The 23,402-nt window shown below is 58.0% G+C and carries 19 protein-coding genes and 2 pseudogenes; 6 read left to right on the top strand and 15 right to left on the bottom strand.

Annotated elements, in window-relative coordinates; genetic code table 11:
- On the top strand, window positions 1-552 hold a 552-nt coding region (locus QP941_RS08390; protein WP_502869206.1), incomplete at its 5' end, for an IS3 family transposase.
- Between the two features lie 16 nt (window positions 553-568).
- Here the strand turns inward: QP941_RS08390 and QP941_RS08395 are convergent.
- Entirely contained in the window at window positions 569-1,066 is a 498-nt protein-coding gene (locus tag QP941_RS08395) for a winged helix-turn-helix domain-containing protein (protein WP_284868664.1), read from the bottom strand.
- Between the two features lie 133 nt (window positions 1,067-1,199).
- Here QP941_RS08395 and QP941_RS08400 point away from each other — a divergent pair, with 133 nt between their 5' ends.
- On the top strand, window positions 1,200-1,709 hold the full coding sequence (locus QP941_RS08400; RefSeq protein ID WP_284868665.1) for a gluconokinase: 510 nt from the start codon (window positions 1,200-1,202) through the stop codon (window positions 1,707-1,709).
- Here the strand turns inward: QP941_RS08400 and QP941_RS08405 are convergent.
- The 6 genes from QP941_RS08405 to QP941_RS08430 all read right to left on the bottom strand — a co-directional run bounded on the left by QP941_RS08405 (window position 1,706) and on the right by QP941_RS08430 (window position 8,490).
- A complete protein-coding gene (locus QP941_RS08405; RefSeq protein ID WP_284868666.1) occupies window positions 1,706-3,100 on the bottom strand; it encodes a GntP family permease in 1,395 nt (464 codons plus the stop codon). The genes QP941_RS08400 and QP941_RS08405 overlap by 4 nt on opposite strands.
- Window positions 3,101-3,273: 173 nt before the next feature.
- A complete protein-coding gene (locus QP941_RS08410; protein ID WP_284766757.1) occupies window positions 3,274-3,891 on the bottom strand; it encodes a M48 family metalloprotease in 618 nt (205 codons plus the stop codon).
- A 176-nt stretch (window positions 3,892-4,067) separates the two neighbouring features.
- The gene (locus tag QP941_RS08415) at window positions 4,068-5,189 is read right to left on the bottom strand and encodes an ABC transporter ATP-binding protein (protein WP_284766756.1); all 1,122 of its coding nucleotides are present in this window, start codon (window positions 5,187-5,189) and stop codon (window positions 4,068-4,070) included.
- Between the two features lie 44 nt (window positions 5,190-5,233).
- Entirely contained in the window at window positions 5,234-6,556 is a 1,323-nt protein-coding gene (locus QP941_RS08420) for an ABC transporter substrate-binding protein (protein ID WP_284868667.1), read from the bottom strand.
- A gap of 80 nt (window positions 6,557-6,636) precedes the next feature.
- On the bottom strand, window positions 6,637-7,482 hold the full coding sequence (locus QP941_RS08425; protein WP_049378801.1) for a carbohydrate ABC transporter permease: 846 nt from the start codon (window positions 7,480-7,482) through the stop codon (window positions 6,637-6,639).
- A 27-nt stretch (window positions 7,483-7,509) separates the two neighbouring features.
- Window positions 7,510-8,490, bottom strand: a complete 981-nt coding sequence (locus QP941_RS08430) for a carbohydrate ABC transporter permease (RefSeq protein ID WP_284868668.1) — start codon at window positions 8,488-8,490, stop codon at window positions 7,510-7,512.
- A gap of 259 nt (window positions 8,491-8,749) precedes the next feature.
- Between QP941_RS08430 and QP941_RS08435 the strand changes: the two genes are divergently transcribed.
- Entirely contained in the window at window positions 8,750-9,967 is a 1,218-nt protein-coding gene (locus QP941_RS08435; protein ID WP_284868669.1) for an amidohydrolase, read from the top strand.
- 515 nt (window positions 9,968-10,482) lie between these two features.
- Window positions 10,483-11,793 (top strand): threonine/serine exporter family protein, encoded by a 1,311-nt coding sequence (locus QP941_RS08440; RefSeq protein ID WP_284868670.1) that lies wholly within the window; start codon window positions 10,483-10,485, stop codon window positions 11,791-11,793.
- A gap of 71 nt (window positions 11,794-11,864) precedes the next feature.
- Here the strand turns inward: QP941_RS08440 and QP941_RS08445 are convergent.
- Window positions 11,865-13,054, bottom strand: a pseudogene (locus tag QP941_RS08445) (IS1249 family transposase).
- A 554-nt stretch (window positions 13,055-13,608) separates the two neighbouring features.
- Here QP941_RS08445 and QP941_RS08450 point away from each other — a divergent pair.
- Complete coding sequence (locus tag QP941_RS08450) at window positions 13,609-14,928, top strand: MFS transporter (protein WP_284868671.1); 1,320 nt, start codon at window positions 13,609-13,611, stop codon at window positions 14,926-14,928.
- A gap of 265 nt (window positions 14,929-15,193) precedes the next feature.
- Here QP941_RS08450 and QP941_RS08455 read toward each other — a convergent pair whose 3' ends face one another.
- The 7 genes and pseudogenes from QP941_RS08455 to QP941_RS08485 all read right to left on the bottom strand — a co-directional run bounded on the left by QP941_RS08455 (window position 15,194) and on the right by QP941_RS08485 (window position 22,328).
- Window positions 15,194-15,529: a YrhK family protein gene (locus QP941_RS08455; RefSeq protein ID WP_284767917.1), complete on the bottom strand. Its 336-nt coding sequence runs from the start codon at window positions 15,527-15,529 to the stop codon at window positions 15,194-15,196.
- Window positions 15,530-15,541: 12 nt separating this feature from the next.
- Window positions 15,542-16,861: an amino acid permease gene (locus tag QP941_RS08460; protein ID WP_284766749.1), complete on the bottom strand. Its 1,320-nt coding sequence runs from the start codon at window positions 16,859-16,861 to the stop codon at window positions 15,542-15,544.
- A gap of 161 nt (window positions 16,862-17,022) precedes the next feature.
- A pseudogene (locus tag QP941_RS08465) lies at window positions 17,023-17,193 on the bottom strand (glycine betaine ABC transporter substrate-binding protein); the annotation flags it as partial.
- Window positions 17,194-17,331: 138 nt separating this feature from the next.
- Window positions 17,332-18,723, bottom strand: coding sequence for a hypothetical protein (locus QP941_RS08470; protein ID WP_284766748.1), 1,392 nt, complete (start codon window positions 18,721-18,723; stop codon window positions 17,332-17,334).
- A 502-nt stretch (window positions 18,724-19,225) separates the two neighbouring features.
- Window positions 19,226-19,963, bottom strand: coding sequence for a sulfite exporter TauE/SafE family protein (locus QP941_RS08475; RefSeq protein ID WP_239278727.1), 738 nt, complete (start codon window positions 19,961-19,963; stop codon window positions 19,226-19,228).
- Between the two features lie 45 nt (window positions 19,964-20,008).
- Complete coding sequence (locus QP941_RS08480) at window positions 20,009-20,671, bottom strand: TIGR03089 family protein (RefSeq protein ID WP_284868672.1); 663 nt, start codon at window positions 20,669-20,671, stop codon at window positions 20,009-20,011.
- A 25-nt stretch (window positions 20,672-20,696) separates the two neighbouring features.
- Window positions 20,697-22,328, bottom strand: coding sequence for an LCP family protein (locus QP941_RS08485; protein ID WP_239278730.1), 1,632 nt, complete (start codon window positions 22,326-22,328; stop codon window positions 20,697-20,699).
- A 124-nt stretch (window positions 22,329-22,452) separates the two neighbouring features.
- On the opposite strand from QP941_RS08485, the gene QP941_RS08490 reads away from it, so the two are divergent.
- Window positions 22,453-23,352 carry a glycosyltransferase family 2 protein gene (locus QP941_RS08490; RefSeq protein WP_239278731.1) on the top strand — a complete coding sequence of 300 codons (900 nt, stop codon included), beginning with the start codon at window positions 22,453-22,455 and terminating at the stop codon, window positions 23,350-23,352.
- The last annotated feature ends 50 nt before the right edge of the window (window positions 23,353-23,402 follow it).

Consider the following 23,402-nt stretch of genomic DNA (forward strand, 5'->3'; position numbering starts at 1 on the left):
GCATCCTGGTCAAATTTTCTCGGCATATTCCAGATTTTCCCATCTACTCAAACGGAACAAAACCTGGGACACTTCACCAGCGAGGGATGGTTGTACTTGTGTGCGGTCCGCGACGGCCATTCCCGCAGGGTGCTGGGATGGGCAATGGATAGCGTTCAAGATACATGCCTGGTCGAACGGGCCCTGCGGATGGCACATACACTGCGCGGTGACGTTCCTAATGGGCTGGTGTTCCACGCTGACCGCGGAACGCAATTTACCAGCGAGAAGCTCTGGGAAGTCTGCCATAACCTGGGCATTGCTCAGTCTGTGGGGCGTACTGGTGTGTGCTTTGATAACGCGATGGCTGAGTCGTTCTGGTCGACGCTTAAAACCGAGTTCTACGACCGTAAGCGTTGGCCTACCCGCGATGCTGCGCGCAAGGCCGTTGCCTACTGGATGGAAGTCGTTTACAACCGTCGGCGCCGGCACTCTGCACTAGGAATGGTCAGCCCCGTCGACTTCGAAAACCACATTGGTCTAACCACCAGTAGAAAAGAAATAGCTGCCTAAGCACTAGGTAGCCCCACTACGTGTCCACGATTTGCGGGCAACCCCATGACTCTAGGGCTTCCTTTTCCCGTTCACCTTTGCGGCCTGCGCGTAGCACCCAGAAAAAGTCCGCACTAGATTCTTCAGGAAGCTCCTCTTGCGGGCCCGAATCGACTTTTCGTTGCTTATGCGCTTTGGAAATAAGCTCGTCGATTTCTCGGATCTGATGTTTTCCTAAAGGGTATGGGTTGGAAGCAAGCCAAGTGGCGCCCTCGGCAGTCAAGGAAAAGGACCCCGGTTTAGAGGAACTGACAAAACCTATTTTTCTTGCATTGAACACTGCCCATCGTGTCCGGTCCTCCACAACTGATCTGCTCTTGAGCTGGCGGTGAGCTTGTCCTGGAAAGTCCACTTCAGCAATTTCTTGAACGCGTTCGAATAGCTCAGGATAAGAGACGATTGTCGAACCCCGCATCGTTTCTAAGACGACGGGAAGAACGGTTCTCCAAGAAAAAGATTGCTGCGGGGTAGTCATCAGTGCATCCTTAGAAATTCGAGTAGGGGAATTTCAATGATAGTAGGACAGCTCTCTATTTGAGACTTGTCCATCTCTGAAGATTTGGGCTGCCTAAAATTAGAAGTGAACAACCCCAACCCAAGGAGCCACCATGAACCAGCACAGTTTCCGCCACATCGTAGTGATGGGAGTATCCGGCTCGGGCAAGACAACGGTGGGGGAGGCGCTGTCGCCGTTGGTAGGTCTGGAGTACCGCGATGGTGATGATATGCATCCGCAGGCCAATATCGACAAGATGGCTGCTGGAATACCGCTCAATGATGCTGACCGGGAGCCGTGGTTGAAGCAGATTGGTCAGTGGCTGGCGGATAGGCCAGAAGGTGCGATGGTGGGGTGCAGCGCGCTGAAGCGCAAGTACCGGGATCTGATTCGCGAGTACTGCCCAGCCGTGGTGTTCGTTCACGTGCACGGCGACTTCGATGTGCTGCATGAGCGGATGCAGCACCGGCCAGGGCACTTTATGCCGGCGTCGCTCTTGCAGTCGCAGTTCGATACCTTGGAGCCGCTGGAAGAAGACGAAACTGGCCGCGTCTTTGATGTGACGCGGCCAGTCGAGGAGATTGCTCAAGAAGCTGCTGCTTGGATTAAGGCTGGGGCCTAAAAGAGCGCTGCTACTGCGTAGAGCACCAAGACCAGGGCAAAGCCGATGACGGAAATCAGAATTTGGTTGACAGTCCAGGTCTTCAGGGTGGTGACCGTATCCATGCCCATCAGGCGGCCGACGAGCCAGAAGCCGGAGTCGTTGACATGCGAGCCGAAAACGGAACCGGCGGCGGTGGCCACGACGATAAGGGCGAGCTGCAGCTCATTGAATCCGCCGGCTTCCACGGCGGGAACCATGAGCGCGGCGGCCGTGGTTAGTGCCACGGTGGCCGAACCCTGTGCCAGGCGCAGCGCCACGGCGATGAGATAACAGGCAAGGATGACGGGGATGCCAAGGCCGGAAAGCGAATCGGCCAGGGCGTCGCCAATGCCGGAGGTACGCAGAACGCCACCGAACATGCCGCCGGCACCGGTGATGAGCACGACGGAACAGATGGGGCCAAGCGAGGAATCGATGAGCTTTTCCAGCGCGGTCTTGTCCACGCCGCGGCGCGGTCCCAGGACCACGAGCGCGACCAGCACCGTAATAAGTAGAGCGATAGGGGTCTGGCCGAGCATGACAAAGAACCGTACCCACGCGGCGTTGGCATCGATGGTGCCATAGGAGGCCAATGCGTTGAGGCCGGTGTTGAAGAAGATGAGCACCATCGGGATGAGCAGGAGGGAAATCACCGTTGGGGCAGAGGCCGGCTTAAGCGGCTGTTCTTCCTCAGAAAGCACCGGGCCGGCGATGGCATCAGTAACCTTGAGGGGGAATTTCTTGCCGGATAGCAGGCCGAAGCGGTAGCCGGAAATATACCAGGTAGGCAGCGCAAGCAGCAGACCAACGAGGAGGACGAGGCCGAGGTCAGCGCCGTAGAACTCGCTCGCCGCCACAGGGCCTGGGTGCGGCGGCAGGTACACGTGCATGACAGAAAACGCACCGGCGGCCGGCAGACCAAAGGCAAGGACGGGGCCGTCCAAACGGCGAGCAACGGCGAAGATAACCGGCAGCATCACAATCAGGCCGGCGTCGAAGAAGATGGGAAAGCCCATTATCAGCGAAGCCAGGCCGAGGGCAAGGGGTGCTTTGGATTCGCCGAAGTGACGGACCATGGCGTCGGCAAGCGACTTAGCGCCACCGGAGGCTTCCACCAACCGGCCGATCATGGCGCCCAGTCCCACCAGCAACGCCACCGAGCCCAGAGTGGAACTAAAGCTTTCGGTCATGGTGGGCACAATGCCCTCGAGTGGAATGCCCGCGGCCAGCGCCGTGAGCGCCGAGACCACCAGCAGGGTGAGAAAAGCGTGGAGCTTGAAATAGATGACCAGCACCAAAATCACGGCAATGGCGGCCACCGCAATGCCTAGCAGCGGGCCGGTCGACAGGGTGGGTTCCCACGTATCCATAAAGCGGGCTCCTTTTCTTATGCAAACCTTTGAATAACGGCAACGTTAGCAGCCGCCCCGCTTGCCGACGTCCCCCTTCCTCCAAATGCGACCCAGCCAACACCCCCGATGGGGCTGGGCATATAAAAGTCCCCTAGGCGCCGGTGCAGGAACCTAGGGGAGGTGCAGGCCGTTTAGTCGAACTGGCCTTGGATGACAGCCGCCGCATCCAGCGGGGTCACGTGGTAAGAGATGGGGTTCTGGTTGGCGCCGGCCATGAGCGCGCCGGCGCAGGAGTGGCCCGCGCCCATCATGTGGCCCAGCTCGTGGGCGATGGTGCCCTGGACTGCCTCTGGGTACTGGGCATTAGGAATCTTGATGAAGACCATCTTGTGGTCCGGGTAGGCGGCGCCCTGGACGTAGCCGTTCGGGTCCGGCTTGTAGATGATGGCGACGGTGTCATCGTCAGCCTCGGAAGGCTTTACTTCCTTCAGGGAAGCCTTGCCCTTGAGGGCCTTGTTCCACTCGGCTACCGCGGCATCCAGCTGCTTGCGGTACGGGAAATCGCCGACCACCTTGTACTCCAGCACGCCGTCCTGGAAGTAGGGCTTTACGGAGTCCTCATCGTGGAGGATAGAAGGATCCGGGACCGGCTTGCCATCGTTAGCCAGCTTGGTGATGGTCTTGCAGGTGCCCGGGGAGATGAGGGAGCGAACTGGGTCGCTCTTAGCACTAGCGGCCGGTGCGGCGACGGTGCCGAGGATGGCGGAAGCGGCCAGGGTGGCGGCAGAAAGCTTCTTGAAAGAAGGCATAGGCAGTGAGTTACCTTTCGGTTGGTTTTAAGGTTCGCAGAGTGCGATATTCCCAGCAATATCCGTGGTAAACGGCATTGTGTGGGTGTCTTATGTGTGCGGGCATATATCAGTGTCTTATTGTCTACAAAGGGAAAAATAAGAAAATGGGGAACTTACTACCTCTTTACCGCCTTCTAGTTCAATCGCTCCCCAGTGGTGGTGCTAAACAAATGCACGCGGTCCGGGTCGGGGGAAACGTAGAAAGTATCGCCCACCGCATAGCGGCCGCGGGCATCAACCAGGATGCCGGTCTGGCCACCCATCCGGGTCGAGGATTTGAGGACGCCGTCGGCGGAGCTGTTGCCGGTGGCGTCGTTAAGCTCGCCATAGACATAGGTCTGGTTGCCCAGCTCTTCGACGTGCGCGACGGTGAACTTTGCCCCGCCGTTGCCGGTATCGCTTAGCTGCCAGTCTTCCGGGCGGATGCCCACCGTGACGGTCTCCACGCCCTCAAAGTTGTAGTTTGCCAGATTGATGCGGGTAGAGCCGATGGTGAGCTCAGAGGAGTTATGGGTGAGGTCGTAGATATTCATCGCCGGGGAGCCAATGAAACCGGCAACGAAGACATTCTGCGGGCGGTCATAAATGGTGCGGGTGGTATCCACCTGCTGCAAGACGCCGGCATTGAGAACGGCGACGCGGTCACCCATGGTCATCGCCTCGGTCTGATCGTGGGTGACATATACGGTGGTGGTACCAAGGCGGCGCTGCAGGTTAGAGATCTGCGCGCGGGTGGAAACGCGCAACTTGGCATCCAGGTTGGACAGCGGCTCGTCCATGCAGAATACGGCCGGTTCGCGAACGATGGCGCGGCCCATGGCCACGCGCTGGCGCTGGCCGCCGGAGAGATTTGCTGGCTTGCGGTCCAGAAGGTCTTCCATCTGCAGGATTTCCGCGGCCTCGTGCACGCGGGATTTAATCTCGTTCTTCGGGACCTTGCGGTTTTCCAGCGCGAAAGACATATTCTGCGCCACGGACATATTGGGGTAGAGGGCATAGTTCTGAAAGACCATGGCCACGTCGCGGTCCGATGGGCTGACCCCGGTGACGTCCTTGCCGCCGATGCGGATGGAGCCGCGGTCGGTGGGCTCGAGACCTGCCAGCATGCGCAGGCTGGTGGACTTGCCGCAGCCGGATGGACCGACGAGAACTAAGAATTCGCCATCGGCAATATTCAGGTTAAGGCGGTCAACGGCGGGGCGTTCCGCGTCCTTAGAGTAGATGCGGCTTGCGCCATCGAAGGTGACTGTAGCCATGGTTACCTTTCAGAAACTAGTGGGGGAGAGGCGGCTGCGAGAGCCTACTTATTGATGACGGTCTTGACCTGATTGTCGTAGATGGACTGCAGGGTCTTCTGCAGATCGGTCAGGACCTTGGTCACGTCATCGCGGTTGGTGACGATCTTTTCAAAGGCGCCGCCGATTTCTTGGTCCGCGCCGGGCAGGAAGACGCGGGCGTTATCCTGCGGGCGGGTCTCAGGCAGCTGCTTGATGGCGGTTTCGAAGTTCGGGTTCTCCTTCATGAACTTCTTCTGGTCCTCGTTGTCCACCGCGGTGGAGCGCACCGGCATGTAGCCCACGTTCTGGGACCAGTAGCAGGTGTTTTCCTCATTGGTGATGAAGTCAATGAGCTTGATAGCAGCCAGCTGGCGGTTCTTGCTAATGCCAGCCGGGATGGCCAGGCCGGCACCACCGGTGGGGCAGGCGCCGTCGCCAGTCGGATTAGGCAAGAAGGCGGTGCCGAGCTCGAACTTGGCGGTATCGGTCAGACCCGCCAGGTCACCGGTGGACAAGACGGTGGCGGCGGCGCGGCCGGTGCCGAACTCCATGGCCATGTCATTGCCCACGTAGGAGTAGCCCTTCTTCTCATCGGTGATGTCCTTGAGCCACTCGACGGCCTTGATGGTCTTGTCATCGGTGAACTTCAAGTCCCACTCATCGGAGTAAGCGCCGCCCTTGGACCACAGCGGGCCTTGGAAGATCCAGCCCAGGTAGTCCACGGCATCGCCCCAGCCGAACGGCTTCATCTTGGAGTCCGCCTCGGCCAGCTTCTTGGACCACTCATCCATCTCGTCCCAGGACTTCGGGCCGCGGTCCGGCAGGCCGGCCTTCTTCCAAGCGTCCTTGTTGTAGTAGAACAGCGGCGTGGAGCGGGCGAAGGGGAGGGCAAAGTGGCCGCCATCGTAGTTGTAGTCCTCGTAGAGCGGTTGCACGTAGGTAGACAGGTCGATGCCTGCTTCCTTAGCAAGGTCATCCACGTTGGCAATCTGGCCATTGATAGCAAAGTTGTACCACCAGACGTCAGAAAGCACCACGATGTCCGGCAGGTCCTGGCCGGTGAGTGCGGCGTTGAACTTCTGTGCTGCTTCTTCGTAGTTCTTGCCGGCATCAACGAGGTTGACCTTGATGTCCGGGTTCTCCTTTTCAAAGCGGGAGATGATCTCCTTCTCAATGTCCTTGGAGGTGCCCGGGTGGTTGGACCACCAGGTCAGTTCGGTGACTTCACCGTCGCCGCCCTTGTCGTTGCCACCCTGCGGATGGGTGGACGAGGTGCCGGCACAAGCGGCGAGTGCGGTAGCAGAAGCGGCCGTGGAGGCCAGAGCGAGGAATTTGCGGCGTAGCATGTAGTTCTCCTTAAAAGCGTGGTTAAGGGGTGGAAAATAAAGCAATTAGAAACGGCGAGCGTGGGTGGGGAAGAAGCCTTCTAACCCTTCACGGCGCCAGTGGTAAGGCCTTGAATCATGTACTTTTGCAAGGCCAGGAAGATGATGACCATTGGGATGATGGTGAGGATTGTGGCGGCCATTACCGGACCCCAGTTGGTCACGCCATCGTTGTTTTGCAGCATGGTCAGGCCCACCTGCAGCGGGGCGACGTCCTCCGTATCCGCCATGAGGAAGGGCCACAGGTAGGTATTCCATTCATTGACCATGGTGATGACGGAGAAAGCAGTCAGCGTGGGCCACGAAACCGGTAGCAGCACTTTGGTCAGCAGGCGGATGGGGCCGGCACCGTCCATGCGGGCGGCTTCCACCAGCTCATAGGGCAGGGACAAAAAGTGGTTGCGCATCAAGAAGGTACCGAAGGCCACGCCGGCTAGCGGCACGATGATGCCCACGAAAGTATTGCGCCAGCCCAAGGAATTGACCAGGGCGTAGTTGGAAATGACGGTGATTTCGCTCGGCACCATGAGCGAGGAAATGACCAGCAGGAATACCAGGTGGCGGCCTGGGAAGCGCAGGATGGCCAGCGCATAGGCGGAGATGACTCCCAGCACAATCTTGATGATGGACAGCACTGCAGTAATGAGCACCGAGTTGCGCAGGTAGGTCCAGAAAGGCACGCGGGTGGTGGCATCGGAGTAGTTTTCGGTTTCCCACACCGGCGGAAGCCAATTGACCGGGTCGGTATAGATATCGCCCTTGGCCTTAAACGAGGTCATCAGGATCCAAAACAGCGGCAGGCCAATGAGCAGCAAGACCGCCAGGATGCCCAGGTAGCCGCCGATGAGCTTGGCGCGGCGGGTAGCGGGGGATTCATCCGTGACCATGTGAAGGGTAGAAGTAGCCATGTCGGGTTAACCTCGCTTATCCATGATGCGGACCTGGATCAGGGTGATGATGAGCAGGATGAGGAACAAGATGGTGGCGGCAGTCGCACCGTAGCCGGCGCGGAAGTTGACGAAGGTCTCGTTGTAGATCTGGAAGACCAGCGTTTGCGTGCCATTGCCCTGCGGGCCGCCACGGGTCATGACGTTGATGATGTCGAAGACCTGCACGGAATTAAGCAGCACCGTAATGGACAGGAAGAAGGTGGTATTGCGCAGCTGCGGCATGGTCACGCGCCAGAATTTGCGCCAGCGTCCGGTGCCGTCGATAGCGGCAGCTTCATCCAATTCCTTATCCAGGCCCTGCAGCGCCGCCAAGTAGATGACGAAGGTATAACCCAGGTTTTTCCACACAAAGGTGAAGGTCACCATGAACATGGCCCAGCCGGGTACAGCGTAGAAGTTGGGGGAGTCCACGCCGAACCAGTCCAGGATTTCCTGGATGAGGCCAAAGTTTGGGTCGAAGACGAATTGGAAGGCAATGCCAATGGCCGCGCCGGAGATGGCATAGGGAGCAAAGACCACCGAGCGCGCAAAGTTGCGGCCCTTAATGTTTTGGTTCAGCAGCAAGGCCAGCGCTAGGCCGATGACCATGGAGCCAATCACTGCGAAGAAGGTAAAGACCAGGGTGTTAAGCACGATGGTCTTCGTGTCATCGCGGCTAAACCACTCCACATAGTTATCCAAGCCCACGAAGGTGGAGGTGGGGCTGGAGATATTCCAATTGAAAAAGGAGAGGCGGATATTGTCCAGCAACGGCCGGTAGGTAAAAACGGCCAGCAGGATCAGGTTGGGAGCAAGCAGTGCTGCAGCCAGCAGCCATTCTTTGTGTCGGTTGCGAGCGGCCTTGCGGACGAGCGCCGCTGAATCACCGGGGCTTTCCGTGCGTGCGGGAGATGCGGTTGTAGTGCCGGCGCCACCGGCACCGAGAGAGTCTTCCTGAAAAGTCACTCGGTCAATCTAGGGCGGGCAGGTGACACCCAGCTACACAGAAAACAAACTTCTGATGAATAATAAGAAGCCGATGAGTTAAAGGTAGACACGTCATCGAATATTCTATAAAGCCGCAGCGCAACCCCCTATGGCGCTGTTCGCTCCACCGCCCAACTATGTCCGGTATTACAAAGATGCCCCGCTTGTCGACGCCCACCTTCCTCCCACCCCACTACACTGGCCCCCACAATCCACCGCGAGCCCACTAGGAGGAAGCATGTCTGTCCGTACCGTTTGCAGTAACTATGACTCCGTCAAAGCGTGGCAAGAGCCGCTGTATAAGGATCTGCACCAGCACCCGGAGCTATCCATGCAGGAGGAGCGCACGCTGGGCATCATCAAGGACAAACTTGCCGATCTCGGCTTCCATCACATTGAAGTAGGCGGCGGCGTGGTCGGTGTCTTGGAAAACGGTGCCGGACCTACCGTCATGCTGCGCGCGGACTTCGATGGCCTACCGGTTGAGGAAGACACCGGCCTAGATTACGCCTCCACCGATACCGCCGTTGACCAGGAAGGAAACACGGTCCCCGTTATGCACGCCTGCGGCCACGATTCCCACGTGGCCAGCCTGCTGGGCATGGGCGCGCTCATGGCGCAGGCCACTGACCAGTGGTCCGGCACCCTACAGCTCATTTTCCAGCCGGGCGAGGAGATTGCCGCCGGTGCCCAATCCATGGTGGATGACGGACTTGTGGACAAGGTTGCCACGCCGGACGTAGTACTTGGCCAGCACGTCTTTGCCAGCAACTTTCCCGCCGGCACCGTGGCGCTGGCCTCCGGCCCATTCATGTCCACCGCGGTAAGTATGGACGTCAAGGTTTATGGCCAAGGCTCGCATGGCTCCATGCCGCACCTCAGCGTTGACCCCGTGGTACTGGCCAGCTCCATTGTCATGCGCTTGCAGACGGTCATCTCCCGCGAACTCAACCCCTCCGAATTCGGCGTGCTGACCGTGGGCGCCATCAACGCCGGCTCGAAGGCCAATATCATCCCCTTCGAGGCCAACCTGAAGATCAATGTGCGCGCCTATAGCGAGCAGGTGCGCGATAAAATCACCGGCGCCATCGAGCGCATCGTCAATGCAGAGTGTCAAGCTGCCGGCAGTCCGCAGCCCGCCGAGTTCACCTACCACGATTCCTACCCGCTTACCAGCAATGATGAGGGCACCACGGAGCGCCTTAAGGAAGCCTTTGTGTCCTACTTCGGTCCCGACCGCGTCCTCGACGCTGAGCCCCTCACCGCCTCGGAAGATTTTTCCACCATTGCCCGCGCCTTCGGTGTTCCCTACTGCTTCTGGGTATTTTCCGGCCGCGATGAAGGAAAGGACGTCCCCAATCACAGCCCGCACTTCGCCCCGCTGCTACAGCCCACCCTGCGCACCGGCACCGAAGCCCTTATCGCCGCTGCGATGAGCTACCTAGGAAACAGCTAGCCGAAGCGCAGCATTCGGCCGCACGGCTCCAATAGGGGGTGCGGCCATTCCTTTTGGCATGCGCGCTGTACGAGGTAGCGGGGGAGTAGCCCGTAGGATCTATAACCGAGAATTTGAGCCATGCACCGCTTTCCGACGCCTTCTCCTTCCCCCCCACACCCCAACCTGCAGACCCCTAAAACAGCTCCAACGCCCGGGCCTCGCTTGGGGCCACAGGGCGCTGGAACTGGTTCTCTCTATCTCTCTTGCGTTCTCTCGAACACACAAATTCAAGATAACGCGCTAGGCTGCCATGGGTCTGTCATTTGCCTGTGAATATAGTGGCAGTCATTTGGTGGAGGATAAAAAATAGCTCAATCAGGTTACGGGTATCAAGGTGGAGGCTCTTGGCTCGATGAGCCTGATTCACAAGAGGCTTCTTTTGCGTAAGATTCTAGGGAAACTACAAGCGCGCTATCGGGTTGGGGTCGACAAGTCTTTAATTGTGCGCCAAGAGCAGTGTCAGAGGAGGAGAGATGGCACAACAATTTGATCCGGAGATGCATCGGCAAATGGGTGTCGAGGCGGACGTTGTATTGCGGGTGGGAATGCTCCTAATGGGTGCCGGCACCTCTGGTTATCGCGTACTTAGAGGGATGAAACGGAGTGCACGAGCTCTGGGGTTTGACCATCTAGATGCCACAGTGGGTCTGACGCAGATTACCTGTACGTTTCACCGCGGCGAATACTTCCGGACGGTCATTGCTCGGCAACATTCGCCTGCAGTTGATGCCTCTCGGATTGAAGCCTTGGAAGATTTGACCCACAATCGCCTCTACGCAGGGATCACCGCTCAGGAATTAGCGGCGATGCTGGATACTATTGAGCATAATGTCAAAAAGCGCTGGGGCGGTCTAACTCTTTCTTTCGCTGCCGCGATCGCATGTGCGGCGTTTGCGTATCTTAATTTTTTCCCGCTGGAAGCAGTGGGGTTGGTTGCTTTGGCGGCGTTTGCAGGCCAGTTTGTTCGTTATACAGTTCTCCACCGTCACGTTCATCAAATTGGAGGAGTGATTGCTGGTGGTGCGACGGCAAGCATAGTTTTCTTCTTGTTGACGGAATTTTTCGGGGCTATAGGCTCAGTGGAACCGAGTGAACTGTCCTCGGGTTTTGTGGCGGCCGTTTTATTCCTGATTCCCGGGTTTCCACTTTTCTCTGCTTTGATCGACATAGCCCGCTTTGATCTTGATGCGGGGATTGTCAGGCTGGGGTATGCTTTCACCGTTATATTTACGGCCGCTTTCACGGTCTCTATGGTTAGCTGGCTGACAAACCTTAGTCCTGACCCACCTGCACCTGCGCAGGATATGCAATGGTTTTTGTTGGCGCCGCTGGCAAGTTTTCTGGGCATTGCTGGGTTTGCTTTTCTTTTTAACTCTTCTCGCCGCATGGTCTTAGTAGCGGCGTGCGTTGGAACCGTGGCAAATGAGCTTCGTTTGATTCTAATTCACGCGGGAACAACCATTTTCTTTGCAGCCTTTGTGGGTGGATTAATCATCGGGTTGCTGGGGGCAGTAGCTTCTAAAAGGGCGCGTCTTCCTCGTATTACAACCACCGTTCCGGCCGCGGTGATTATGATCCCAGGGGTGACAATGTTCCGGGCGGTGTTTTATTTGAACGATGGCCAGATGGATCAAGCTTTGGCCAATGTAGCAACTGGAATGATGGTAGTTGGATCTATTGGTGCCGGTTTGGTGTTTTCTCGCTTGCTTACTGATAAGGATTGGGCCTTGGGCCGCCTCATCGATTTTGATAAAAAGCTTCCGCAACGGCCTTCTTCCGCATGATGCCTAGACTTTAGGGGTTAAGTAGCAGAATGTGTGTCCGCTCGGCGTGTCGCGGGCGGGTACACGGTTAGTTACTTCATGGGGCCTTTTCTGATTCCTATCGAGTGTTCGTACTCGGTTGGGATAGCGTTGTCGTAGAAGGCTGGTCGGCCTGTTTCCTGGTTGGCTTTGTTGTGGTCTTCTTCGGCAAGATCGTTGACTTTGGCGAGTTGATCTTGGCCAAAATTGCACTGCCTGGCGATTTTTAGCGGATCGTCAGGCAGTTGCTTTTTGGTGTGGAGGTACCACTCGAGCATTTTTCGTTGGCGTTCCCCAGACCTGCCTCGGTGTGCATCGGCGATGCGTTTGAGCTGGGCGTTGATGCCGCCTTCAAGACTGTTTGTCGTTGAAGCCCAGCGTTGAGGATCAAGCGCATTCGGTGGTGGCTGCAGGTAGGTAAACAGCCAATTGTTGCGCGATAGGTGCAGCAGTGAGTTGTAGGCTTTGCGTACCCGCAGGTGAGTCCATTCCCACTGGTTATTGAGTGTTTGGCGCTCTTTTGGCACGGGTGTTTTCTCGTTGAGGAATGTTTTGAATACCTGACCGAAGTCGTGCAGACGCAGCGTCCACTCCCGTGCCTGGTCGAGCGTGGTGACATGGTTAGTTTCAACGCCAGTGCGTAGATGGCTTTGCCGGCGTCGGTGCGCGGCCGTGAGGTGGTGTAGCGGCGGATGACGCGTTGCGCATGGACGAGGCAACGCTGAATCATTGCGTTTGGCCAGCAGGCTTTAATCGCGGTGAGTGCGCCTTGTCCGCCGTCGAGGACGACGCAGAGCGGCTCGGCGATTTTGCGAAGTAGCTGCGTGTATGCGTGGGCGGTTTCGTGTTTGGTCCAGTGCCATGCAATGACGTGGTCGCGGCTGGCTGCCACAAGCAGGCAGCCAGCCGCGGTGTAGGTTCCGTCGATGAAGATCTGATCGTAGACGCGCTGCGGGGCACCGTCGTTGGGGATGTCGATGAGCCAAAACGGTTCGAATCGGCGATCAAGCGTCCAGCGACTCACCCTTTGTTGCCCGGCGAGTTCAGACAACGTTGCTGTGGAGGTGGCATAGGAGACGAAGGCTTTAAAGTTGCGGGCCTGCGTGCGATCGGTGCGGGTTCGTGTTGTGGAGCTACCGCAGTTCGGATCTTTGCACCGCCACCTGGTTGTACCTTTGGATGTGGATCCGTTTTTCTTCATTTGCCCAGCACATACCGGGCATCGTGGTCTGTTTTTACTCACCCGGAAAGCACACCAACCCCCGACTAGCACATGGGGGTGCCATTCCGATGGATTGAACACGAAACGGGCGGATATAAGCACCAAGACCTTATATCCGCCCGATTTACCCAGCCTGAGCAGCAAGATCGCTGTAACTCAGACACACTTTTTGCTACTTAACCCGACTTTAGCTAGGGAAACGCCTGTGGCCCCCAGTTCCTTTCGGAGCTGGAGGCCACAGGCGTCTCTCATGTCGTTTCCATGTATCGGCATCTGCCGCCCTGTGGAAACTGCAGGGGTTCTCTCTATCTCTCTCATATGCGCTCTCTCAAACGCACGATTTCAGTATGGGGCACTAGGCTGTAGCGCCCATGGGGTCTGGCTGTTGGGTTGCTGTTAGTGGCTGGGAATGGGGTGGGGAGGGCGTCGGAAAGCGGGGCAGGGGTGGACGTGTGCAACATTGGCGCGTCAAAGTGACGTAGAACATAGTTTGTTTCTGTAGGGTGGAAGATATGCGCGCAGTCAGGCTGCGCCGTTTCACCTGCTTGTAGAGCTACAGAATTGAGGTGAGGAGCATGTCTCCTCTCACAGCCCAACCCCCAGCCAAGGACGTTGTGCCGGCGCAGGTAGAGGATACGGAAGAAACCAGGCGCCAGCATCGCTCGGCCATTAAGGCGGCGTTTATTGGCACCTTCATCGAGTGGTTCGACTATGCGGCCTATATCTATATGTCGGCGATTATCTCCCGGGTGTTCTTTCCGGAGATGGAAGGCCGCCGCGCGCTGATTATGACGTTTGCGCTCTTCGCGCTGTCGTTCCTGGTACGGCCGTTGGGCGGCATTGTGTGGGGTCACTTTGGTGATAAATACGGGCGCATCCACACGCTGACGGTGTCTATTGTGATGATGTCGGTGGCAACCGCGTGCATCGGATTCCTGCCGGGCTATGCCACCATTGGCTTTGCCGCCTCTATCTTGCTGTTGCTGTGCCGCATGGTGCAGGGCTTTTCCGCAGCCGGCGAGTATGCGGGCGCGGCCACGCACCTGGCTGAGATTGCCCCGGCCGGCAAGCGTGGCATCTATTCGGCGGTGGTGCCGTCCGCGACGGCCTCGGGCTTGCTCTTGGGCTCGCTCATTGCGGCGCTGCTGACTGGAGTCCTTGATGATGCCGCCCTGGATTCCTGGGGTTGGCGTGTGCCATTCCTGATTGCGCTGCCTTTGGGTCTGTACGGCCTGTGGATTCGCCGCAACACGGAAGAGTCCTCCCACTTTGAGGACCAGGATGAGCCGGAGGAGTCCCCGCTGCGCGAGGTTCTGAAGTACCCCAAGGCCCTGGCCATTGCCTTTGCGGGAGCGGTGCTCAACGCCATTGGCTTCTACGTCATTTTGACCTACCTGCCCACTTACCTGTCGGAGGAGTTGGGCATGGCCGCGACGCCGGCGTTTATCGCATCCTCGGTGGCGTCCGCATTCTATGTGGGCTTTGCCTTGCTCACCGGCATGCTTTCGGATCGTCTTGGTCGCCGCACGACGATGCTGTGCGCGGCCGCGTTCATGGGCGTGACCATCATTCCGGCTTTCATGCTTCTCGATGGCGCCGGACTCTTCCTCGTCATTATCATTCAGGTCTGCCTGGGTGGCGTACTGGCGCTTAACGACGGCGTCCTGCCCTCCTTCCTTTCCGAACAATTCCCCACGCACGTGCGCCTGTCCGGCTTCGCATTGACGTTTAATACGGCCAACGCTGTATTCGGTGGTACCGCACCGATGATTGCCACTTGGCTTATTGACGTCACTGGTCTGCAGCTTGCCCCCGCCTTCTACTTGGTGGCCGCGGCGCTGGTGACCGGCATCGCGGTTCTCTTCGCGTCGAAGAAGAATAAATTGCACGAGTAGTACCTTGGAGCCGTGTAAAACGCCTGCGGCCCTCGGAACCTAAAAGGAACCGAGGGCCGCAGGCGTCTCTCTCTACAAGGTGTTTCCATGTATCGGCTTTAGCCGCCCTCTGGAAACTGAGGGGTTCTCTCTATCTCTCTCGTATGCGCTCTCTCAAACGCATGATTTAAGTATGGGGTACGGGGCTGCTACTGCAATGGATTGCGCCTGATAGGTCGCTGCCAGTTGCTGAAAGTTTACTGTTAGCCCCGTCTGCCCATTGCGCCTAGTAGTCGTAACTTTCGGCGGTATTGGCATCTGCCCCAATGCGCTGCAGGTGCGTGCGGCGCTTCAGGCGGATGGCCGGGCGGGCTGCCATGCCTAGGCTGCCGAGAAGATAGAAGACGGTGGCGACCATTGACATGCCGGCCAGCGTCAGCACCGAGCCAAGGATGAAGACCACGGAGATGGCGATGTCATTGGCAATGGAAAACGTCTCGTACTTGTTTTTAATTTTGATTTCGTTGTTCTGCCCGAGCTTGATTTCTAGGTCGGGATCTTTTTCCTGTTCTGACATGATGTCTCCCACCTTGCCAGACAGGAAAAGTCCTTGTCGAGCCACGTTTTTGTGCGATTATTGGAACATTCCCCAGATGGTGGCAAAGAGCACGATTAAGCCCATGACTGCCACAAAGTAGTTGGTCTTTTTACCGCGGAAGCGGGCTAGTGCCTCCACGCGGTAGATGACCCAAATAGGCAGCAGGTAGGTCATGAAGGCGAAGAAGACGCCGCCTACGACAGAAATCATATCCAGGATGGAGGGGTTGAAAATTCCTACTAGAGACGTGGTGATGAAGATGAAGAGGTAGGTCCACAGGTCAAGCGTGCGCGTAGACATCTTCTTTGTGGCCTTCGGTGCAGCCAGGTTGAAGAGGTACTGGGTCCCCTCGATGGTGCCAAGGGCGTGGCCAAAGTAAGAGGAGGCCACCGCGAAGATTACAACAATGGGCGCCATGTAGGCCATAAACGGGGTGCCGGTTTCATTGGCGAAGTAGGAGAGTACCGGAAGGTTCTTGTCATTAGCCTCCTGCATGCCGTCCGCGCCCATGGCCAGGGCGCAGGACCAGACGAAGAACATGGTGAAAAGGGTCAGCAGGATGGCGGAGTTGCGGATGACCTTATCGGACTGCGCGTGGTGGTCCGCGCCGTATTCCTTTTCCATGCCCAGGGAGAATTGGGAGATGGCGGCAACAAAGGAAAAGGAGAAGACCAAGACGGGAAGGATAAGGATGATGGCCTTGAGCACACCGCCGGCGCTGTGATCGCCGGCTTCCATGAAGGAACCCAAGTCCCATTGCGGGATGAGGTAGAGCGATACTGCTGCGAGCGCCACGATGAGCGGGTAAACCACGAACTGGGCAATCTTCAGCATGATGGCATTGCCAAAGGCAAGTGCCAGCGTCATAAGTCCCACGCATAGCGGTGCCAAGATGTAGCGGGAAATTTCCGGTCCGCCTAGTTGGTTGACGATGAAACTATCGACTGTATTAGTAATCGATACGCCGTAAATGAGCACCACCGGGAAGATAGTGAACCAGTAGATGATGGCGAGGATGATGCCGTTGCCGCGGCCGAAGAAGTGGGTGAGTACCGCGAGGACGTCCTCGCCATGCAGCGGCGAGTAGCTAATGATCCAGGAGAAGGCACGGTGGGCTAAGTAGGTCATCGGGAAGATGAGCAGAGTGGCTACCAGTAGCGGGATGAAGCCGAAGCTGCCGGCAGAAATCGGCAAGAAGAGGATACCTGCGCCCACGGCAGTGCCGAAGAGCGTGATTGTCCATTGGCTATTGACGGCCTTATTGGCGGTCACCTGGCTGTTGTTGGGGGTGTCTGCGCCGCCGGTAGTGGGTGAACTGGCCGGTGAAGCGGGCGCATTCGCAGTAGTGTGAGACATAGAATTCATCCTTCAGTACTTGTGAATGAGCTAACATAAACAATCTATCTGAAGGTGTTAGCGAACGAAAGCAAATTTGTGATCTACGTTAAATAAATGTTAAAGACCGCCGCACCGAGGGTGGTGCAGCGGTCTTTGAGAATCTTGTTAAGGTGCCGCAGCTAGTCCGCGATCAGGTCTTCTTCCTTCAAGAAATCCAGCGCTATGGTGGTGCAGTCCTCGCCATCGACGTCGACGCGGACGTTGAGTTCCTGCATCTTTTCGTCGGTAAGCAGCTGCGAAAGAGGAGCGAAGAGCTCTGCAATTTCTGGGTGCTCGTCCAGGGCCTCGGTGGGGGCATCTGGAGCGGAGTGATGACATGTATGGGGAGGGGGACATGAAGGAAGGCCGCCGCACCATTTGATGGTGCAGCGGCCTTCTGGAAGTGACTGGCTAGGAAACTGTGTCCCTAGGGCAGAAGTAGGGTGTTCTTAGAACAGGCCCTCAGCCTTCTTGCCGGTGTCCTTCATGGTGTGCTCGCGGGAGTCAACGTTCTGGTCGTTGTGCTTGGAGTCATCACCCTTGATGCGGGAGGTCTGGGTTACCTCGATGTTGTTGATGAGGCGGCCTTCCTTGGTCTTGCCGTCGCCGAAGTCCAGGTTAGCGATGCGAGCTTCTTCGCCAGCGTTAATCGGGTTAGCCAGGGTTACCTCGAAGGAGCGGGTGGAGGTCTTCTCATTGAAGCCCAAGTCACGGATGTGAGCGCCGTTGGAGGAACGCGGGGTGATGAGGCGGTCAACGCCCTTCGGGCCCTTAACGGTCTTCACGTCAACGCGGAACTGGGTAGCTGGGAACTCGCCGTAGTAACGCTCGGAGCCAACGTTCTTAGCGCGCAGAGCAACGGTGCCTGCGAAGCCAGCGTGCTTAGCGCCGGACACGGTCAGGTAAGGCTCGAGGTCGAGCTTGTGCTTGGAGTCCTTCTTGTCCTCCTTGGCATCGACCTCTTCCTGCTTCTTCTTGTCGGCAGCCTCTTCGTTCTTGCCCTCTGCCTCAGAGACCTTCTCGGTTGCTTCCTTGGCGTTGCCCTCGGAGTCCTTGATTACCTCTGCGTCAGCCTCGAGGTTCTTGTCCTCTTCAACAACCTTCGGGTCATTGACGTCGGTGGTGTTCTGAGCGTCCTTGTTAGGAGCGTAGGAGTCGGACAGCTTGTCGTACAGCTTGACGCGAACCTCGTTCTTTACCGGCTGCATTGCATTCCATGCGGTCGGGGTGGACCAGGTGCCGTTAGGCTTGCAGTACTGCTGGGTGCCGGTCATGTTCAGCACGCGGAAGCCGTAGGTAGCTTCACCGGTGTGGTTTGGCGGAACGTCGTATGGTCCGATGGACTGGCCAGCTTCCCAGGACAGGGAGTAGGAAGCGCTAGCGCCGATCTTGGTGGCGATCTCGTGGGAGATGCCGAAGGAGCCCTCACCCTTCTTGCCGGAGCCCTTGCCGCCCAGGTTCATGGACGTGGTCTCGGTGCGGTCACCGTTGACGGAAAGGGAGATGGACTGAGACTTGGACAGATCCTGCTGCAGCGGGATGTCCTTCTTGGTCTGGTTGGTGGTGGAGATGGTGCCGGCCGGCAGGAAGCGATCGGAGACCTTGTAGACCACGGTGCGGTGGTCCTCCCACGGGTTGCATACCGGGCGAGGGTTCAGGACGTTCGCCTTCTTGTGGTCGGAACCGTGGGTGGTGTGGATGATTGGCAGATCCGGGTTCAGAGCCGGGGTCTCCGGGTAGGACTCGGTCTGGGTAGCTGCGCCAGCCAGCGGTGCCGCGAAAGCGGTGCCGGCGACGATGAGGCCGGCGGTCAGGCCGGTCATGCGACGACGAATCGACATATAGAACTTCTCCTGGGCAGGTAGAAAATGAATGAACTTATGAATGAAATCCAGCAACTCACAGTGTTGCGCTAAGAAAACGCTAAAACAGGCTCATAATTAAGTCATCTCTTAGATGTCTATATATTTACTGGAGCGGAGGGTGGGTATTTTTTATATAGACCAACCTGTTTATTGGGATTTATTCCCGCTAGATGGCTGGCAGTGTGTGAAAAATTATTGATGGATAGATGTATATACAATGGCCGATCGACTTAAATTTGTAACACCCCTAGGTGGGGGTGTTCCTGTGGCTGCGAGAAAGGTATTGGCACCCTGTTGAAAAGTTGTGGACATGTCACAATATGCGCCGTACGCTGCATTTAGGCGGGTGGAAAGAGGTTATAAAATGCCTAAGCGTGAATGTTACGTGACATAAGTTAAAGGCGTTTACATTGCAGAGGTTGACGTGTTCCGCAACTGGAACCTGCCGGGGCCTTCCGCTGAGGGGTAGCGGGTAGGGCTAGAAAAGGGCGGCTTCGGCAATAAGCATGAGCGCCGCGCAGATGGCCACGATGATGACGATGCGGTTGAGGAGGCGCCTATCTATAAAACGGTTGAGGTAGTTGGCGGCAACGAGACCCACGACAACGAGGGGGAAGTAGGCCGCCGCTGCGGTCACCTGAGTGCTGGTGATCTGCCCATTAAACGCCAGAATTATAAGAGAAATTAAGGTTCCGAGGACAAAGGTGCCCGCCAAGGTGCCGCGGGTGCGGTTTGGGTCGAAGCGCTTCATAATCAGCGCCATGGGCGGGCCGCCGATGGAGGTCGAGGTGCCCAGGATGCCGGAGGCTACGCCGGCGATGAGCGTATTGGCGGTGGTGGGGCGAGGGCTCCAGCCCAAGCTGGATAGCGTCATAGCAAGGAGTACGGCGCAACCGATGAAGATGGACAGCCCATCGGGAGAGAGGCTGGCGATTGCCCACGCGCCCACCAGGGAACCGGGAATGCGGGCGAGGGAGGAAATGCCCACCACGCGCCAGGATGTCTCGCGGAAGGTGCGCGCGAGCGTATAGCTGGAAATGCACAGTGCCAGCAGCAGAATGAGCGTGGGCACGAGCTCAGGTCGAATGAGCGCGATAATGGGCGTGGCAATGGTGCCTAAACCAAAGCCGATGGTGCCCTGAGTAATGGTGCCAGCGAGGATGAGGACGCCGATGAAGATAGAGGACCATGCGTCCACAGAGATTCCCAGAAACATAACGAGGGCTAAGTATATCTGGGTCTAGCCTGCATACAGAAACAATTAGAGGCGTGCGGTGGCCTTCTCATTGGCGGCGATTTCCTCTAAGCGCTCGGCCGGGCACATGCCGGCAACGATGACCGCGGAACCGCCAGCGGCTAGGGGCTCGAGCACGGCGCGGGAGAAAGACTCATTATCGGACCAGCCGGTAGAAAGTAGGCGCTCGGCGGTAGCGGGGGCATCGACAAGCTGGGGCAGTGGTTGGGTTTCTCCGAAGTACTGATCGCCGTAGAAGCGCACGGTGGGGCCAAAATCGATGGCGCCGGTGGGAAGCTCCCCGCCGGACTCGACCACGCCGCGGCCAAAGGGGTTCTCGCTAATGAGCACGATGTCGGCCTGGGGCTGGCGCTCGTGGGCGGCCGCGTAGCGGGAAGGGGAGGTAAAGACGACGTCGGCAAGCGCGGCAGACTCGCTAAAGCTATAGGAAGGGCCAGAAGCAAGGGCGCCCAAGGCCACAACGGCCGCCTGCCACGAGGAAGGAAGATCGATAGCGATGGTGGAATCCGCCTCTAGGTCGAGCTCTTCTTCCAGCATATTGGCGATCTTGGCCACCCAATTGTCGAGCGTTTGTGCGGAAAAATCCATGCGCGCGCCGGTGGACTCGTTGTATACGGTAAGCCGCGGGGAGGCGGCATCGGCACGCAAAAGATGGGCGAGTAGTTCCATACCCGCCCATCGTAGGGGAGAAGTGCTAGTTCACGCAGCGCGGGCCGTCGCCACCAGCATCGATCTCTGGGGAAACCTTGGCGGTACCGAAGTCGTTGCCTGGGGTGCCAACCGGCTGGCTGGACTTATCTTCCTCCGGCTGCTGGTCGCTGGCTTCCTTATCGGAAGGTCCCTGGTAATCATCGGTAGCAACCACGATGAGGGTGTCGTCATCGAGCTGCGTATTCTCTGCCACCGGCACCCCGCCCAGCTTCTTGGCCAGGGCCTTAGCTTCCTTGCTCGTCGGATCGGCGGCGACCACCTGCGACTCGCTGTAGATGCCCGGCTGCGCATTGGCGGAACGCTCCACCGTGTAGCCCTTGCCTTCCAGCCAAGAGCCGATGCCGGAGGCCAAGCCATCAATATTGCCGGCGTTGAGGACGTGAATATTGATATTCGGATCGACGTCCTTGTCCTTGTCCGCCTTTTCTTGCTTGTCCTTATCTTCGGCCTTGGACTCATCGGTGGCTTCATCGTGGGTCTTGGCCAGGTCATCCATGAAGCGGTGGACCTCGGCGGAATCGATGGTGACGATGGATTCGCCATAATCGCCCTGGCCGTCGATGGAGGTCACCGGGATAGTGGTGAAGGTGACATTGCCGCCGGCCAGACCGGCCAGCTGGGTAACAAAGCCCATGATGTCCCAGCCCTCATCGATGACTACGGAGCGCTCTACCGCCTTGGCAATCTTAGACAGCTTGGAAGGATTAGCCAGGGTGTCGTTGTCCAGGATCTTATTGACCAGGGACGCCATGAAGGCCTGCTGGCGCACGATGCGGTCGAGGTCGCCGCGCGGGAGGTTATAGCGCTGGCGCACGAAGGCTAGGGCCTTGGCGCCGTCGAGGGTCTGCTTGCCCTTGCTGAACTTAGCGCCAGACATGTCATCATCAACATCATCGTTGAGGCAGACATCTACGCCATCGACGGCGTCAGTGAGCAAAGTAAAGCCCAACAGGCCCACCTCGGCGTAGTGATCAATAGACACGCCGGTCAGGGTGCGCACCATGGCCAGCAATCCTTCGCGGCCGGCTTCGACGCCCTGCTTTTCGATGTCCTTATCCGAATGCGGCTTCTTTTTGCCCTTGGCCTCCGCCTCGGCATTTTCCTGCTCGAGCTCTTCCACCTTGGCGTTCTTGTGGGAGGCGAAGACGGCATTCATCTTCATATTGCCGTAGTCCGGATCCTTGACATAGGTATCGCGCGGAATGGATACGGCGGTGGCGCGGGAACCGTCCTCCGGAACGCGGATGAGCATCATGGTGTCGGTATTTTCCTCACCATCGGCCACGCCGGCGTGCAGGTCCGCCAGTTCCTTCTCGGAGAGGGGATTGCCCTTGGCATCGGTGCGCGAATCCTTGCCCACCAGCAAGATATCTACTGCGCCATCGAGCGAGTTACCGGACAAGCCCTGGCCGTCTAGGGACAAGTCAGTGGCCGAAGACATGCCACTATCCAGCCGGCCTACGGTGGCATAACCCACGCCAGATACCACCAGGATCAAGGCAGACAGGAGTGCCACGATCGCCTTGATGGCCGTGGAACCTTTTTGCTTTACCGCACTAGCGGCAGAGGGCGCCGGCTGGATGGTGCGCGCCCGGCGAGTGTTCTCAGAAGTCACAAGTGGAGGCTTTCTAGATTGGTGGGGATCTGGAGACAGTTTAGGGCAGAAAAGCCAAAAATTAGTGATCCGTGTCCGATTTCGCGTGTTCGGGCAGTGTCCCTGCCCAGTGCGAGGAGCGTCTGTGACTAAGCTCGGGGCCATTGTGACTACACCAAATCAATCCCCGCTGGCCGTGATTACCGTGACCTATAGTCCCGGTGAATACCTCGGTAGTTTTTTGGACTCCCTGCCGAGCGCCTGCGCTCGCGGCACCAATGTTGTGCTTGCGGATAATGGCTCCACCGACGGCGTGCCCGAGGCCGCCGCCCGCGAACGTGCCGGGGTGGACTTTCTCGATACTGGCGGAAATATCGGCTACGGCGCTGGCATGAATGCGGGTGCCCGCTTCGCCCGCGAGCACGGTGGCGTGGACGAGGAATTTTTCCTTATCTCTAATCCCGATGTTGCCTTTACCCCGGGATCTATTGATCAACTCATTGAGTGCGCCCGCCAGTGGCCGGATGCTGCGGCCGTGGGCCCGCGCATCGTGGAGCCGGATGGCAGCAACTATCCCTCGGCCCGCGCCGTGCCCACCGTGGCTACCGGCATTGGGCACGCACTCTTTTCTTCGATCTGGCCGTCCAATCCATGGTCGCGCGCCTACCGCGATGAAGCCGATATGACCTCCCAGCGCCCAGCCGGATGGTTATCCGGTTCCTGCCTTCTTGTGCGCTGGGATGCCTTCGACGCCATTGGCGGATTTGATGAGCGCTACTTCATGTATCTCGAAGACGTAGATCTAGGAGATCGCTTCACGCGCGCCGGCTACCAAAACATCTTTTGCCCAGAGGCCGTCATCAGCCACGCTAAGGGGCATTCCACCCAAGCGCACGCCGGAGCGATGCTGCGCGCCCACCACAACTCCGCCTATCGCTTTCAGGCAGACCGCCACCCCGCATGGTGGCAGGCCCCACTGCGCGGCGCGTTGTGGTTGGGCCTGCGAGTCCGCGGGCTTATTGCCTCAGCCTCGGCACGTTCTTAAGGCTCGGTGCGCGTGCCGTTGAACTGGATTGCGCGCCATACGCTCTACAC

The organism is Corynebacterium sp. MSK150, assembly GCF_030229215.1.
Classification (GTDB): Bacteria; Actinomycetota; Actinomycetes; order Mycobacteriales; family Mycobacteriaceae; genus Corynebacterium.

Excerpts from the sequence above, each read along its gene's own strand:
- QP941_RS08410 (WP_284766757.1), bottom strand. The coding sequence starts at position 3,891 with ATGCCTTCTTTCAAGAAGCTTTCTGCCGCCACCCTGGCCGCTTCCGCC.
- QP941_RS08480 (WP_284868672.1), bottom strand. The coding sequence starts at position 20,671 with ATGGAACTACTCGCCCATCTTTTGCGTGCCGATGCCGCCTCCCCGCGG.
- QP941_RS08395 (WP_284868664.1), bottom strand. The coding sequence starts at position 1,066 with ATGACTACCCCGCAGCAATCTTTTTCTTGGAGAACCGTTCTTCCCGTC.
- QP941_RS08440 (WP_284868670.1), top strand. The coding sequence starts at position 10,483 with ATGGCACAACAATTTGATCCGGAGATGCATCGGCAAATGGGTGTCGAG.
- QP941_RS08420 (WP_284868667.1), bottom strand. The coding sequence starts at position 6,556 with ATGCTACGCCGCAAATTCCTCGCTCTGGCCTCCACGGCCGCTTCTGCT.
- QP941_RS08405 (WP_284868666.1), bottom strand. The coding sequence starts at position 3,100 with ATGGATACGTGGGAACCCACCCTGTCGACCGGCCCGCTGCTAGGCATT.
- QP941_RS08475 (WP_239278727.1), bottom strand. The coding sequence starts at position 19,963 with ATGTTTCTGGGAATCTCTGTGGACGCATGGTCCTCTATCTTCATCGGC.
- QP941_RS08450 (WP_284868671.1), top strand. The coding sequence starts at position 13,609 with ATGTCTCCTCTCACAGCCCAACCCCCAGCCAAGGACGTTGTGCCGGCG.
- QP941_RS08435 (WP_284868669.1), top strand. The coding sequence starts at position 8,750 with ATGTCTGTCCGTACCGTTTGCAGTAACTATGACTCCGTCAAAGCGTGG.
- QP941_RS08425 (WP_049378801.1), bottom strand. The coding sequence starts at position 7,482 with ATGGTCACGGATGAATCCCCCGCTACCCGCCGCGCCAAGCTCATCGGC.
- QP941_RS08400 (WP_284868665.1), top strand. The coding sequence starts at position 1,200 with ATGAACCAGCACAGTTTCCGCCACATCGTAGTGATGGGAGTATCCGGC.
- QP941_RS08415 (WP_284766756.1), bottom strand. The coding sequence starts at position 5,189 with ATGGCTACAGTCACCTTCGATGGCGCAAGCCGCATCTACTCTAAGGAC.
- QP941_RS08470 (WP_284766748.1), bottom strand. The coding sequence starts at position 18,723 with ATGTCGATTCGTCGTCGCATGACCGGCCTGACCGCCGGCCTCATCGTC.
- QP941_RS08460 (WP_284766749.1), bottom strand. The coding sequence starts at position 16,861 with ATGTCTCACACTACTGCGAATGCGCCCGCTTCACCGGCCAGTTCACCC.